Annotated in this window: 8 protein-coding genes, 2 tRNA genes and 2 rRNA genes; 4 read left to right on the forward strand and 8 right to left on the reverse strand. The window is 38.3% G+C overall.

Going from position 1 to position 14,095, the window contains the following annotated elements; all coding sequences use genetic code 11:
• Positions 1–43: 43 nt before the first annotated feature.
• From FG27_RS13385 to rrf, 4 genes are all read left to right on the forward strand, one after another.
• Positions 44–117: transfer RNA gene (locus FG27_RS13385), tRNA-Ile, on the forward strand.
• Between the two features lie 175 nt (positions 118–292).
• Positions 293–366, forward strand: a tRNA-Ala gene (locus tag FG27_RS13390).
• 239 nt (positions 367–605) lie between these two features.
• Positions 606–3,438, forward strand: a 23S ribosomal RNA gene (locus tag FG27_RS13395).
• 137 nt (positions 3,439–3,575) lie between these two features.
• Positions 3,576–3,684: ribosomal RNA gene (gene rrf / locus FG27_RS13400) — 5S ribosomal RNA — on the forward strand.
• A gap of 400 nt (positions 3,685–4,084) precedes the next feature.
• On the opposite strand, the gene FG27_RS13405 is transcribed toward rrf, so the two are convergent.
• The 8 genes from FG27_RS13405 to FG27_RS13440 all read right to left on the reverse strand — a co-directional run bounded on the left by FG27_RS13405 (position 4,085) and on the right by FG27_RS13440 (position 14,087).
• Complete coding sequence (locus tag FG27_RS13405; RefSeq protein ID WP_037322301.1) at positions 4,085–4,306, reverse strand: DUF6095 family protein; 222 nt, start codon at positions 4,304–4,306, stop codon at positions 4,085–4,087.
• 10 nt (positions 4,307–4,316) lie between these two features.
• Entirely contained in the window at positions 4,317–5,135 is an 819-nt protein-coding gene (locus tag FG27_RS13410; RefSeq protein WP_037319930.1) for a DUF4249 domain-containing protein, read from the reverse strand.
• A gap of 1 nt (position 5,136) precedes the next feature.
• The gene (locus FG27_RS13415; protein WP_051935859.1) at positions 5,137–7,515 is read right to left on the reverse strand and encodes a TonB-dependent receptor; all 2,379 of its coding nucleotides are present in this window, start codon (positions 7,513–7,515) and stop codon (positions 5,137–5,139) included.
• Between the two features lie 227 nt (positions 7,516–7,742).
• The gene (locus FG27_RS13420) at positions 7,743–9,962 is read right to left on the reverse strand and encodes an NADP-dependent isocitrate dehydrogenase (protein WP_037319933.1); all 2,220 of its coding nucleotides are present in this window, start codon (positions 9,960–9,962) and stop codon (positions 7,743–7,745) included.
• Between the two features lie 604 nt (positions 9,963–10,566).
• Positions 10,567–10,917: a 50S ribosomal protein L19 gene (rplS, locus tag FG27_RS13425; RefSeq protein ID WP_037319936.1), complete on the reverse strand. Its 351-nt coding sequence runs from the start codon at positions 10,915–10,917 to the stop codon at positions 10,567–10,569.
• A gap of 114 nt (positions 10,918–11,031) precedes the next feature.
• On the reverse strand, positions 11,032–11,718 hold the full coding sequence (gene trmD / locus FG27_RS13430) for a tRNA (guanosine(37)-N1)-methyltransferase TrmD (protein WP_037319939.1): 687 nt from the start codon (positions 11,716–11,718) through the stop codon (positions 11,032–11,034).
• A 51-nt stretch (positions 11,719–11,769) separates the two neighbouring features.
• Entirely contained in the window at positions 11,770–12,396 is a 627-nt protein-coding gene (locus tag FG27_RS13435) for a hypothetical protein (protein WP_231563328.1), read from the reverse strand.
• Positions 12,397–12,638: 242 nt separating this feature from the next.
• The gene (locus FG27_RS13440) at positions 12,639–14,087 is read right to left on the reverse strand and encodes a glyceraldehyde-3-phosphate dehydrogenase (protein WP_037319941.1); all 1,449 of its coding nucleotides are present in this window, start codon (positions 14,085–14,087) and stop codon (positions 12,639–12,641) included.
• Positions 14,088–14,095 lie beyond the last annotated feature (8 nt).

Genomic DNA, 14,095 nt, shown 5'->3' on the forward strand with positions numbered 1-14,095 from the left:
TTTGATTCTAAGCTGTCGATTTAATATTTAAAGAATAAAGGACAGTCTCATAGCTCAGCTGGTTAGAGCGCTACACTGATAATGTAGAGGTCGGCAGTTCGAGTCTGCCTGAGACTACGACGCGCTAAAGCGCAGTTTAAAGTTAAAGGTTCATAGTTCAAAGTAATTTGAATTTGAGACAACAACGTTCATTACAAATTGAAAGGAAATTTTAGAAGTTGGGAATCCCAGGTTGACATATAGGTCATCAATTAACTGATAACTGTTAACTGATACCTGACAACTGAAAAACGGGGGATTAGCTCAGCTGGCTAGAGCGCCTGCCTTGCACGCAGGAGGTCATCGGTTCGACTCCGATATTCTCCACGATTCCTTAAGATCTAAGGGAGATAGGTAATTTAAACAATCAGGAAATGCGTAAAGCATATTCGTTTGGTTATCATTGAAATTAGATTGTTAGAGAGGAAAAAAGTTCATTGACATATTGAGAAACAAAGAATACGAGAAAACTACAGTTATAGAAGTTAAATTTTATAACGAGGTAAATTAAATTAATAGAATACATTGTGATTAAGGTCACGAGAAATTCGAGCATAAGCAAGAAGCATACAAGCTAGATAAGGGCGTATGGGGAATGCCTAGGCTCTCAGAGGCGAAGAAGGACGTGATAAGCTGCGAAAAGCTGCGGGGATTGGCACATACAAGTTGATCCGCAGATATCCGAATGGGGCAACCCGGTATACTGAAGGTATATCATCCGCAAGGAGGCAAACCCGGAGAACTGAAACATCTAAGTACCCGGAGGAAGAGAAAACAATAGTGATTGCGCTAGTAGCGGCGAGCGAACGCGCATTAGCCCAAACCATAAGGTTTACGGACCTTATGGGGTTGTAGGACCACAATATTTGTTACAAACAGAATTAGAACAGGTTGGAAAGCCTGGCCATAGACGGTGACAGCCCGGTATAGGTAAAGAATGTAACGATAGTGGTATCCTGAGTAGTGCGGGGCACGAGAAACCCTGTATGAATCCGGCGGGACCATCCGCCAAGGCTAAATACTCCTGAGAGACCGATAGTGAACCAGTACCGTGAGGGAAAGGTGAAAAGAACCCTGAACAAGGGAGTGAAATAGATCCTGAAACCATACGCTTACAAGCGGTCGGAGCCCTTAGGGGTGACGGCGTGCCTTTTGCATAATGAGCCTACGAGTTACCGTTTCCAGCAAGGTTAAGCAGTTCAGCTGTGGAGCCGTAGCGAAAGCGAGTCTTAATAGGGCGTTTTAAGTTGGTAATGGTAGACGCGAAACCGTGTGATCTACCCTTGGGCAGGTTGAAGCTGTGGTAACACATAGTGGAGGACCGAACCCGTTGACGTTGAAAAGTCTTGGGATGACCTGAGGGTAGGGGTGAAAGGCCAATCAAACTCGGAAATAGCTCGTACTCCCCGAAATGCATTTAGGTGCAGCGGTATAATAGTTTTATAGAGGTAGAGCTACTGATTGGATGCGGGGGCTTCACCGCCTACCAATTCCTGACAAACTCCGAATGCTATAAAATGTTTTATATCAGTGAGGGCATGGGTGCTAAGGTCCGTGTCCGAGAGGGAAAGAACCCAGACCATCAGCTAAGGTCCCCAAATATATGTTAAGTTGAAGAAACGCGGTTGGACTGCCCAGACAGCTAGGATGTTGGCTTGGAAGCAGCCATTCATTTAAAGAGTGCGTAACAGCTCACTAGTCGAGCGGTCCGGCATGGATAATAATCGGGCATAAACATATTACCGAAGCTATGGATTTCATATTTAAATATGGAGTGGTAGGGGAGCATTGTAACAGAGATGAAGGTGTACTGCGAGGTATGCTGGATTGGTTACAAAAGAAAATGTAGGCATAAGTAACGATAATGCAGGCGAGAAACCTGCACACCGAAAGACTAAGGTTTCCCCAGCTATGCTAATCAGCTGGGGGTTAGTCGGGACCTAAGGCGAACCCGAAAGGGGTAGTCGATGGACAACAGATTAATATTTCTGTACTTGCCCCACGTTAAAGCGGACGGAGGCGAACAGTTGGTGCGTGCTGACGGAATAGCACGTTGAAGGGAGTGGTAACACCCCGATAGTACACAAAAGCTTCGGCCGGCGTGATAATCCAGCGAATCGACTTCCAAGAAAAGCGAGTGGATGCAACCCGTACCGTAAACCGACACAGGTAGTTGGGATGAGAATTCTAAGGTGCTCGAGAGATTCATGGCTAAGGAACTAGGCAAAATGGGCCCGTAACTTCGGGAGAAGGGTCGCCCCGCTTCGGCGGGGCCGCAGTGAAGAGGTCCAGGCGACTGTTTATCAAAAACACAGGGCTCTGCTAAATCGAAAGATGATGTATAGGGCCTGACACCTGCCCGGTGCTGGAAGGTTAAGAGGAGATGTTAGCATTAGCGAAGCATTGAATTGAAGCCCCAGTAAACGGCGGCCGTAACTATAACGGTCCTAAGGTAGCGAAATTCCTTGTCGGGTAAGTTCCGACCTGCACGAATGGTGCAACGATCTGGACACTGTCTCAGCCATGAGCTCGGTGAAATTGTAGTATCGGTGAAGATGCCGATTACCCGCTACGGGACGAAAAGACCCCGTGCACCTTTACTATAGCTTAGTATTGACTTTGGACAAGTGATGTGTAGGATAGGTGGGAGACTTTGAAGCGCCGTCGCCAGGCGGTGTGGAGTCATTGTTGAAATACCACCCTTTACTTGTTCGAAGCCTAACCTCATTATTGAGGGACAGTGCTTGGTGGGTAGTTTGACTGGGGTGGTCGCCTCCAAAAGAGTAACGGAGGCTTCTAAAGGTTCCCTCAGCACGCTTGGTAACCGTGCGTAGAGTGCAATGGCAAAAGGGAGCTTGACTGAGAGACATACAGGTCGATCAGGTACGAAAGTAGAGCATAGTGATCCGGTGACACCGCATGGAAGGGTCATCGCTCAAAGGATAAAAGGTACGCCGGGGATAACAGGCTGATCTCCCCCAAGAGCTCACATCGACGGGGGGGTTTGGCACCTCGATGTCGGCTCGTCACATCCTGGGGCTGGAGAAGGTCCCAAGGGTTGGGCTGTTCGCCCATTAAAGTGGCACGCGAGCTGGGTTCAGAACGTCGTGAGACAGTTCGGTCTCTATCTGTAGTGGGCGTTAGAAATTTGAGTGGACCTGATCCTAGTACGAGAGGACCGGATTGGACCAACCTCTGGTGCACCAGTTGTTCCGCCAGGAGCATTGCTGGGTAGCTACGTTGGGAAGGGATAAGCGCTGAAAGCATATAAGCGCGAAACCCACCACAAGATGAGATTTCTTTAAAGGACCGTGGGAGACGACCACGTTGATAGGCCACAGGTGTAAAGGCAGCAATGTCATAGCCGAGTGGTACTAATAATCCGTAAAGCTTGATGCGATTCCCACGCCTGCAAAGGTGTGGGGACTTGAATGCTTTATCTTGAAGTTCTTCTATATTCTTTGTTTCTTAAATATGTCAACTTATTAGGAGTTGGATAGGACGTTTAAAGACGTGTTATGCCAAACTCAAAGACTTAAGGTGGTTATGGCAACGGGGCTCACCTCTTCCCATTCCGAACAGAGAAGTTAAGCCCGTTAGCGCAGATGGTACTGCTATTTGTGGGAGAGTATGTCACCGCCTTTTTTTTAAAGACCCTTACATTAACTTGTAAGGGTCTTTTTTTTTTTTGAATAAACTGAAGTAACTTAGGATCTTTAATCTTGGATGCTACTGCTACTTAAAGGATAGTCCGGTTCTTTTTAATCAGAGTCGAAAATTTATTTTTTTTAACCCTTCATCCTTGTGTTTTACGGAGTAGCCATTGAATGATTAGGCTTAAAGATCAGGCTACATTCTTTATACTTTCATCTTGTTTTTATAGGATCCTCGATAATCTTAGAATCTGATCTAAATTTATTCTTTGGAACCGAATATTAGAATTTGAAATAATTCAGCTTGCCTAAAAAAGAACAAGTATTGCTAAATCGTAATAAGTGGAAGATTACTAATTGACCGCCTGATAGTATACCTAATGTTTAGCTGATTAATCAAATATAGCTTTTACCACCGTCATAATTCCTCTAAATATGAGAAATATGGCAGCAATTAATGCGAGGATGCCGATAATTAATACAGGAATGTAATAAGGGTGATCTTGATTATTAAAAGCCGTAAATAATACTGACGGACCAATTAAAGTTAATGGTAAGGCAAAAGCCAGATATTTAATTCCTTTACTTAATATTCTCTTATTGGTATGTTTCATTTTTTCTTCTCTACTGAACAATATAAGAGGTTGAATCTACTTCTGAAAGTCTAAAATATCCGAAAGGATAATTATCAGGATTTGTTTCATTTATAATATTTCCTTTTACCGTAGCTGGTTGTGACTGGAAAGGGCCTCCTCCATTGTCTCCGCCCTGGGAACGTAAGATGAATAAATATTCATAGAATGCTTTTGTAATACCTTCCATGGTTATAAAAATCTCATCACCTTCGGTTAATTCATCGTTAGAGTAGGTAGCTGAGACCTGGTTACCATCTGTAAATTCATCCTCATAAATTTCCAGTGATATTTTTGCGCTGGAAAAATTTCGAAAGCTAAAAAGATAGAAATTATCTTCACCTGCAGGATCTGTGAAAAAAGCTTCAACTTCAAGATCTTCTCTACTGAATCCCCCTTCGTTATTTTGTTCAATAAAATCAATACCCGCTACGGGAACAAAACTATTGCTTGCAGTATAAATTTCTTCCTGATAGTTTATTTCTAAAGTATAATTCTCTTGAAATTGGGGATTGAAATCAGAATTTGTATAAAAACCCTGATCATCATGTTGAAAAATGAATTCCTCGCCGCTATTTGATGTAATACTAACTGTGGCATCGGTAACAGGTGAATTTTCTTCTTCGTAAAAACCTATAGTTTGGGATAGTTGTATTTGTTGATTGTCTCCAGGAGTATCTGTATACCAAAGTATAGAAGCATTTATCACCAAACGAGGATCATTCTCCTGGAGATCCAAATCTATAACTTCCTCACAAGAATTTAATGTGACTGCCAGTATTAATAGTAATATTAGGTTTAAATTTTTCATCTTAAAATTTAAAATTATAGGTAACTGATGGTATTATTCCGAAGAGGCTTAATTTTGCTGCTTCGTTACGTCCAGTATCATCATTCTGCCTGAAACTTATTGAATTTGCATTCATTCTATTATAAATATTATAAATACCAAAATTCCAGGAGGATTGAAGACCTTCCTTTTTATCTGGTTTTGGAATATAGGTTGCTGAAATGTCTAATCTATGATAGGCAGGTAACCTATTACTATTTCTATCCCCATATACAGGGACATTAATCCCGTTAAAGTTATACTGACCGCTTGGGTAGGTCACCGGCAAACCTGTTTGAAAGGAAAAATTAGCACTAAAATCCCATTTTTTATTATACTCATAATTTGCAGTTAGGCTTATATCATGAGTCTTGTCGAAGTTTGTAGCATACCATTTTCCGTTATTTATTCCACTTTCTTCAGGAGTTCTCCCGGGTGTTTGTTGTTCTGAACGAGATAGGGTATAAGCTAACCATCCCGTTAAACGACCTTCATTTTTCTTTGCCAAAAACTCCAAACCATAAGCACGCGATTTTCCATTTAGTATTATAGTTTCAATATTATTGTTTGCAATTAAATTGGCTCCGTTTACGTAATCAATTCTATTTTGAATATCCTTGTAAAAAGCTTCTGTTTCAAAAGAATATTTTCCTTCCTTAAAATTACGGAAATATCCTATGGCATATTGATCAAGAATTTGAGGTCTTATAAATGGTCCACTTGGTGCCCAAACATCAAGCGGGGTGGGGGAGCTGGTATTAGAAATTAAATGAAGGTATTGCGCCATTCTATTATAACTTGCCTTTATGGACTGGTCATCATTGAAACTATATGCCAGTGCCAATCGCGGTTCCAGATTAGAGTACGTTTTTATAACTTCTGATCTGGAATATGATTGTGTATTAATAGGCGCTGCCTCTTCATAAATATCGAGGGCAGCATTATATGTTATGGGTTGGTTATTTGCATACTCATTCAAGCTTTCCTGGCCCAGTCTGAAGAAATTACTAAATCTCAATCCATATTCTGCGGAAAATTTATTAGAGATGTTGTGCTCTACTGAAAAGTAAGTTGCATTTTCCAATGCATATTTATTGGTAAGTTTAAAGAAATTTATTCCTGAATCTTCATCTGAAGGGGATATTTCTCCAGGGTTAAACTCGTAATAAGTATTATGAATTCCGTATTTCAGCTGAAATGAATCGTTTAGATAATGGTTGAAGTCGTATTTAATGTTAAGATTTTTAATCCCGCTATCCCAGTCAAATCCAACAAAATTAAGGGTTAAGCCGTAGTAATAATCACTGTAAATTAAAGAAAGATTTGTAAAAATATCATCTGATACTACATGATTCCATCTAAGATTAAATACTGAATTTCCGTAGGTGTTTAGGAAATTCTGGTTGATATCAAAAACATCCCGACCAAAATAACCTGAAAATAATAGCTTGTTATCATCATCCAGGGTATAACTTAGTTTCGTGTTGAGATCATAGAAATATGCTGAATTCGGGTTGTCGGCTAATTTCAGGAATAAATGCGCATAGGAACTTCTCCCACCTATTAGAAAAGAACCTTTATCTTTTACGATAGGCCCTTCAGCCAATAGCCGACTGGAAATTACTCCAATACCACCCTGAGCTTTAAATTCTTTGCTATTGCCATCTCGCTGATATATATCTAAAACCGATGAAACCCTCCCGCCATATTTTGCGGGAATTCCTCCTTTATACAATTTCAGATCTTTTACTGCATCAGGATTAAAAACCGAAAAGAATCCAAAAAGGTGGGAAGAATTAAAAATTGTGGCTTCATCTAATAAAACCAGGTTTTGATCTACGGCGCCACCTCGAACATTAAAGCCTGAAGCTCCTTCTCCAGCATTAGAAACACCCGGTAATAGCAATAGTGATTTTATAATATCTACCTCTCCAAATACCACGGGTAATTTTTGAATGGTATTGATAGAAAGTTTATTTACGCTCATTTCCGGACTTTTGATATTCAAGCCAGAATTTCTGGAGCTAATAACTACTTCATCTAGATTTTCTGAACTTTCAGTAAGTTCTGTATTAAATGTTGTGTCTTCAGTAATAGAAATTGTCTCTTTTATGCTTTGAAAACCAAGATAGGTGATTTCTATAGTATAAGTCCCTTCTGGAAGTTTAATAGAATAAAAACCATATTCGTTGGTTACCACGCCTTTATTTTCTTCGGGAATAATAATATTTACGCCTATTAAAGTTTCATTACTGGATGAATTTGTAATAGTTCCGTTTAGAGTATATGTTTTCTGAGCTATTAAATCTATGCTGGAAAATAGAAATAACAGTAGAAACAGGAAAGAAAAAGTAGATTTCAATTTTTTATGTAAATATAGTGTAGAAGCTAATTAATTTAAAGCTTAATATAAATATTAAGACTTGTTAAAGTAAAAAAGAGGATGTCTGAAAAGTTTTGAAAATCGTCATCCTGAATTTATTTCAGGATCTAAAATGTTAATAATCAAAACAAGTTAGAAGCTGAAACAAGTTCAGCTTGACGAAGCTAGACTTTTCAGACAACCTCTTAAATATAATTAGAACGAATTTATCCTAAAATATCATTCAAAAGCTTGCTGGGTCTCATTGCTTTAGAAGTAGCCTCTTCATTAGGCATATAATAACCTCCAATATCTACAGAAGATCCTTGCGCATCAATTAGTTCTTTATTGATTTGCTCTTCATTTTGTTCTAATTTAGAAGCTACATCAGCAAAATGTTTCTTTAAATCTGCATCTTTATCCTGAGCGGCTAGTGCCTGAGCCCAATATAAAGCCAAATAAAAATGGCTGCCACGATTATCCAGTTCATTTACCTTTCTAGATGGAGATTTACTATTTTCTAAAAATTTATTAGTTGCTTCATCTAAAGCTTCAGAAAGTACAAGGGCTTTCTTATTCTCGTATTTTTCGCCTAAATGTTCCAGAGAAGCTGCAAGCGCAAGAAATTCTCCCAGAGAGTCCCAACGCAAGTGACCTTCTTCAAGGAATTGTTGCACGTGCTTGGGAGCAGAACCTCCGGCACCGGTTTCAAACAATCCGCCACCATTCATAAGTGGTACAATAGAAAGCATTTTTGCACTGGTTCCTACTTCTAAAATTGGGAAAAGATCGGTTAAGTAATCTCTTAATACATTTCCGGTTACAGAAATTGTATTTTCTCCTGCTTTTACACGTTCTAAAGTATATTTAGTAGCTTCAGCAACCGACATTATTTTAATGTCTACTCCTGTAGTATCGTGATTTGGCAAATATTGATTTACTTTTTTGATTAGTTCGGCATCGTGAGCGCGGTTTTTGTCTAACCAGAAAATTGCTGGCCACCCGGTTGCTTTTGCCCTATTTACTGCCAGTTTAATCCAGTCCTGAACAGGAGCATCTTTTACCTGGCACATTCTCCAAATATCACCTTCTTCAACTTCGTGTTCGGTTAAAGTTTTTCCACTTTTATCAATTACACGAACAGTTCCGGCAGCTGGAATTTCAAACGTTTTATCATGAGAACCGTATTCTTCAGCTTTTTGAGCCATTAGGCCTACGTTTGGAACAGTTCCCATAGTAGTAGGATCGAAAGCGCCGTGTTTTTGGCAGAACTCAATAGTTTCCTGGTAAAGTGGGGCATAACTACTATCGGGAATTACCGCTTTGACATCCTGAGTTTCGTCATTCTTATTCCACATTTGCCCGGAAGTTCTAATCATTGCTGGCATAGAAGCATCAATAATCACATCACTTGGTACGTGAAGGTTGGTAATTCCTTTATCAGAATTCACCATTGCTATATCAGGCCCTTGTTTAAGATCGGCTTTAATCTTAGACTCTATCTCCGATTTTTTATCAGCAGGAAGTTTTTCAATAGCATTTAAAATATCTCCCAGTCCGCTATTTGGATCTCCACCGGCATTTTTGATATCTTCTCCATATTCATTGAAAACGTCTTCAAAAAATACTTTCACGGCGTGGCCAAAAATAATAGGGTCAGATACCTTCATCATTGTAGCTTTCATATGCAGTGAAAATAGCACACCTTTTGCTTTTGCATCTTTTACCTGTTCTCTTAGAAACTTCAAAAGTGCGTTTTTACTCATTAGGCTGGCATCAATAACTTCCCCTTTAAGTAGGTGCAGGTTATCTTTAAGCACTTTTTTATCACCACTTTTAGAGGTGAATTCAATTTTTACATCGGTTTCTTCGTTAATGGTTAACGATTTTTCATTGGCTTTAAAATCTCCACCGTCCATAGTCGCTACGTGAGACTTGGAGTCTGAGCTCCACTTACCCATAGAATGCGGATGTTTTTTAGCAAAATTCTTTACCGCTTTTGGTGCTCTTCTGTCTGAATTTCCTTCTCGAAGTACAGGGTTTACCGCACTACCTTTTACTTTATCGTATGTAGCCTGAATTTTCTTCTCATCATCATTACCAGGCTCGTCTGGATAATCAGGTAGTTTGTAGCCTTTTTCTTGAAGTTCTTTGATAGCCGCTTTTAACTGCGGGATAGATGCACTAATATTTGGCAACTTGATGATGTTAGCTTCAGGCTTCTTGGCTAATTCTCCAAGTTCTGCTAAATCATCGCTTACTTTTTGATCTTCTGAAAGGTATTGTGGAAACTGCGATAGAATTCTTCCGGCAAGGGAAATATCTTTAGTTTCCATGCCTACATTCGCCGCTTTTGTATAAGATGCGACTATAGGATAAAAAGAATAAGTAGCTAAAGCCGGGGCTTCATCTGTTTTGGTATAAATGATCTTTCCAATCTGTGTCATTTTGTAAATTTTATAGCTGATTAATTATGAATAGTCTAAACTCAATGAACGCCCAATTTTCATCGGGCGTTCGAGCTATGCGCAATATAATATTTTTCAAGCTTTTATCATAGTTGAAGCAGCATTAAAGGCTGTTAATTATTACTAAAAAGGCATAAAAAAAGCCATTTCATCTTAGTAACTAAAATGAAATGGCTTCAACTGAAATAATACGTGCTCACTGAATTTTCGAAATTCTTTAAGGGAAAAATCCCGGTGTGTATTATTTCAATGATTCAAAAAATAAAACTCAATAAAGTTATATTTTTGAATCTAGTGGGTTTTTATCCTTCAAACTATTCTTGACCTGGCAAAAAATAAGCGTTATATAGAAGATAAAAACCATATGTAAAGATTTTTAAGCTTTACCTTGAATTAGTTTCCTAGAAATCCTTTTGTTATTCTATTTAACTTAAATTCCATTCTAAATATACAACCAAAAAGAAGTTTTAGCAATAAATTTAACTTTTTGTTAGGCAGTATTTTACAGCCGGTTAGGGTTAAAATAAGCATATAAAAAAAGCCCCATAAATTGGGGCTTTCTATAATTTTAATAAGATGTATCTTATCTTTTAGCTTCCTTAATACGGGCTTTTTTCCCAGTAAGTTCTCTAAAGTAATAGATACGAGCTCTTCTTACTTTTCCTCGTTTGTTCAATTCAATTTTTTGAATTGCAGGAAGGTTTAAAGGAAAAATTCTTTCAACACCTACAGTACCACTCATTTTTCTAATGGTGAAAGTCTGTGAAGCACCGCTACCTCTTTTCTGAATTACTACCCCTTTAAAAAACTGGGTACGGGTTTTTTGACCCTCTTTAATTTCGTAATACACAGTAATGGTATCACCTGCAGAAAATTCAGGTAAATCTTTTCTTTCAACGAATTCGTCTTGTACGTACTTAATTAACGATTCCATAATATTTTATTTAATGTAAAACCTAAAACAACATTCACGGACCTCGCCAGAGGTTATTTTAGAACGAGTGCAAAAGTATTAATTTTAATTTATAATGCAACTTAGAAATTGTAATTATTTTTCTGTTTCATCCAAAAGATCAGGCCTTAAGCGTTTGGTTCGTTCCCAGGCTTTTTCTTCTCTCCATGCTTCAATTTTTGGAAAATTACCTGAGGTTAATATTTCGGGCACTTTCCAACCTTTATATTCGGCAGGTCTTGTATAAACCGGGGGAGCGAGTAGGTTATCCTGAAAAGAATCGGTTAAAGCTGAAGTTTCATTTCCTAAAACTCCTGGAATTAATCTTATGATTGCATCACAAACTACCGCCGCACCAAGCTCTCCGCCAGAAAGTACATAATCACCTATAGAAATCTCCTTGGTAATAAAATGGTCACGAACCCGCTGATCTACTCCTTTATAATGCCCGCAAAGAATTATGATATTTTCTTTTAAAGAAAGTGTATTGGCAGTTTTTTGATTAAAACGATCGCCATCTGGGCTCATATAGATTACTTCGTCATAATCCCGTTGACTTTTAAGATCTGAAATGCACTTATCAATAGGCTCTACCATCATAACCATCCCGGCACCACCGCCAAACTGATAATCATCAATCTGTTTGTAATTATCAGTTACATAATCTCTTAAATTATGAAGATGAATTTCTACATGACCGCTTTCTATAGCTCTTTTTAAAATAGAAGCCTCAAAAGGACTTTTAAGTAGATCTGGAACTACGGTAATTATATCTATGCGCATATTTTCTAATAAAATGCAAAGATGCTAATAAAAATTTAAGCTGAAGGCGGATTAGTCTTTGGCTTTGTTCTTTTCATCCTGAAGCATTCTACCTAAACGCTGTTCCTTTTCCAGGGCTTTAGCGCGGTAAGCGTCAAACTCTTTTTCGGTTTCGTTTAATCTATGTCTGGCTTCTTTAGTAGTGGCATTAGAATTTTTAAACTGATATATAAAGAATAGAAGCGCAAGAATTAGCACTCCAACAATTCCCCACATTAGGGCCATATAGCTTCCTTTGCTAAAAGGCATTCCAAGAAAATTTATAGCGTCTTTTTCTTCATTTACACGTTGAAGATCTTCCTGGGTATCGGCTAATTGATTTTCAAGATTTTTGATTTCTTCATTTTGGCTTGAAATAATGCCCTGTTCCTCCTGAAGCTCGTTTTTTAAATCCTGAACGTGACGTTTGGTATTATCTCTTAATTCGATTAAGGCATCATAATCCACTACTTTATAACCCTGGTAATTGTTAGAAGATTCAATAAGATTATCAAATTCATCCTCAATAAAATTAGAGGTTGCCAATGAATCTTGTGCGATTAAAACATTGACCGAAAATATTAAAAGTAAGCTTGAAAAAATAATATTACGCATCATTTGGGGTTTTTCTGGTTGAGATTTATATGCTTGAACGCCCACTTTTTTCAGTTATTGTAAGCGCTTTCATTATTTTGAATTTAATTTCCTAAATTCCTTTAAATTAAAAATTTGAGCGCGCAAATGTAAAGTATTCTAAATGAAAAACCCACCAAAATTAGGTGGGTTTTTCTGTAATTTTATAGCTAATCAATATTTAATTCTCTCGTACCTACATTTTTAGGAATCACAGGAAATTAAAAAATAGCTTTTGTGCGATTATTTGCTTACTCAAAGCTTACCTTCTAATAATAAGTAAATCTTCTCACCTTAGCGATATATTTTGCCAGTCTTATTAATTGATGACTGTAACCATATTCGTTATCATACCAAATATAAAGGATTACATTTTTCCCATCTGCCGAGACTATGGTTGCTTTACTATCATAAATTGACGGGGCGTTAGACCCTACAATGTCAGATGAAACCAATTCATTATCCAGGGAATATTTAATTTGCTCTACCAGTTCACCTTGTAGTGCGTATTTCTTTAAAATATTATTTACGCCCTCAACCGTAGTTTCACCTTCAATTTCAAGATTTAAAATAGCTAGTGAACCGTTTGGCACGGGAACCCTAATTGCATTAGAAGTAAGTTTTCCTTCAAATACAGGTAAAGCTTTAGCAACTGCTTTACCAGCACCGGTTTCAGTAATTACCATATTTAGGGCAGCAGCACGACCTCTTCGGTATTTGCTGTGCATGTTATCTACTAGATTCTGGTCGTTGGTGTAGGCGTGAATAGTTTCTAAATGCCCGTGCACCACGCCAAGTGTATCCTGAACTGCTTTTAAAACCGGGGTTATAGCATTTGTGGTACAAGAAGCTGCCGAAAATATAGAAATCTTATCGGGGTTATGTTCTTTATGGTTTACACCGTGAACAATATTTGGAATGCCTTTCCCAGGAGCTGAAAGTAAAACCTTTGCAGCACCTTTTGCTTTCAAATGCCTGCTTAGTGCTTCTTTGTCTCTAAAAGCACCAGTGTTATCGATAATTAAGGCTTTATTAATTCCGAATTTTGTATAATCAATATCTTCTGGTTTGTCTGCAGAAATTATCTTTACAGTAGTGCCATTTATAATAAGTGCACTATTCGCTTCGTCTATAGCAACAGTTCCTGAAAAATCACCGTGAACTGAATCATTTTTTAATAAAGACGCACGTTTTTCCAATACCGTTCTATCTACCGCACCACGAGTGACAATAGCTCGCAACCGCAACTGACTGCCCTTGCCGGTTCTGGCCATTAATTCTCTAGCCACTAAACGACCAATACGCCCAAAACCGTAGAGCACAACGTCTTTAGGGACCACTTTATCATATTTTTTTGCATCTTTTAATTTATCAGAAACAAAAGCCATGGCGTTTAAATGACCTTGATCTTCTAAATGATATTCGTAGGTTAATTTCCCAATGTCAAGTTTTGCAGGTGGCAAATCCATATCCTGAATTGCTTTCGCAATTTCTACCGAATCAAATATTGAAATAGGTTTTTCTACAAATTCCCCTGCATATTCGTGAAGATTTAAAATATCGCTCACATTTCGATTAAGCAATTGGTTTCTGAATAAGACCAATTCAATTGATTTATCGTACCAGAGATCACTGATAATATTGATAAATTCTACGGTCGCTTTGCGCCGATTTGCCTGAAAAGCAAGTTCCTTTTCGTAAACTTTGTTAAAGCTCATGTGTGGTT

This window comes from Salegentibacter sp. Hel_I_6, from assembly GCF_000745315.1.
Classification (GTDB): Bacteria; Bacteroidota; Bacteroidia; order Flavobacteriales; family Flavobacteriaceae; genus Salegentibacter.

Coding starts and splice junctions, on each gene's coding strand:
- FG27_RS13440 (WP_037319941.1), bottom strand. CDS start 14,087: ATGAGCTTTAACAAAGTTTACGAAAAGGAACTTGCTTTTCAGGCAAAT.
- rplS (WP_037319936.1), bottom strand. CDS start 10,917: ATGGAATCGTTAATTAAGTACGTACAAGACGAATTCGTTGAAAGAAAA.
- FG27_RS13420 (WP_037319933.1), bottom strand. CDS start 9,962: ATGACACAGATTGGAAAGATCATTTATACCAAAACAGATGAAGCCCCG.
- trmD (WP_037319939.1), bottom strand. CDS start 11,718: ATGCGCATAGATATAATTACCGTAGTTCCAGATCTACTTAAAAGTCCT.
- FG27_RS13405 (WP_037322301.1), bottom strand. CDS start 4,306: ATGAAACATACCAATAAGAGAATATTAAGTAAAGGAATTAAATATCTG.
- FG27_RS13410 (WP_037319930.1), bottom strand. CDS start 5,135: ATGAAAAATTTAAACCTAATATTACTATTAATACTGGCAGTCACATTA.